1 protein-coding gene is annotated in these 756 nt (G+C 49.1%); it reads left to right on the forward strand.

What is annotated here, in order from left to right:
- A partial coding sequence (locus R7R24_RS26485) for a carbohydrate-binding protein (RefSeq protein WP_318120086.1) occupies nt 1-756 on the forward strand: 756 nt, incomplete at both ends.

The raw sequence follows: 756 nt of genomic DNA on the forward strand, positions 1-756 counted from the left end.
TTACCCAACTTGGCGTGGTTAGCTGGGGAATAGGGTGTGCACGTCCGGGTATGTACGGCGTGTACAGTGATATTGCAGCATTACGCAGTTTTGTGGATGGCGTCATCGGCACTTCAACGCCTCCGAAAGATAACGTTTCTGTTGGTTACACTGCTAATCAAACGTTGCCAGCGTTTAATGTTGGCGAACTCAAGCAGCATGGATTTGTGATTAGTAATTCGGGAAATACTGCATTCACTGTCGAAAATGTACGCATTGGCGGCTCAGGAGTGACTGATGCAGCACTGATTGCCAACGATCAATGTTCTCAAACAACGTTAGCTGCAAATACGAGCTGTCATGTGGATGTGGAGTTTGGCGCATCACAAGCGGGTGAAGCTAGAGTGACGTTGAACTTTGGCGTTGATAAAGCCAGTACGTTATATCAAGCGGTTGTGTCTGCAACAGCCAAATCGGTAACGTCGCCACCAACAGGAAGCTGTGCAAACGAATGGCAAGCCTCATCTGTTTACAATAAAGGCGATACGGTCACGTGGAATGGAAAAGTGTGGCAAGCGCAATGGTGGACTCAAGGCGATAACCCAGCAGAATCGGGTTCCTGGGGCGTTTGGCAAGCCGTGAGCGATGCAAATTGTACGTCACATCAAGATCCGGTCATCCCGCCAACTGAGCCGCCAGTTGTGTCTGTTCCTTCAATTAACATCTATCAAGCAGGATCTCAATACCTCGCTGGCGATGTTGTGACTAATCAGGGCT

Source organism: Vibrio sp. 704, from assembly GCF_033339295.1.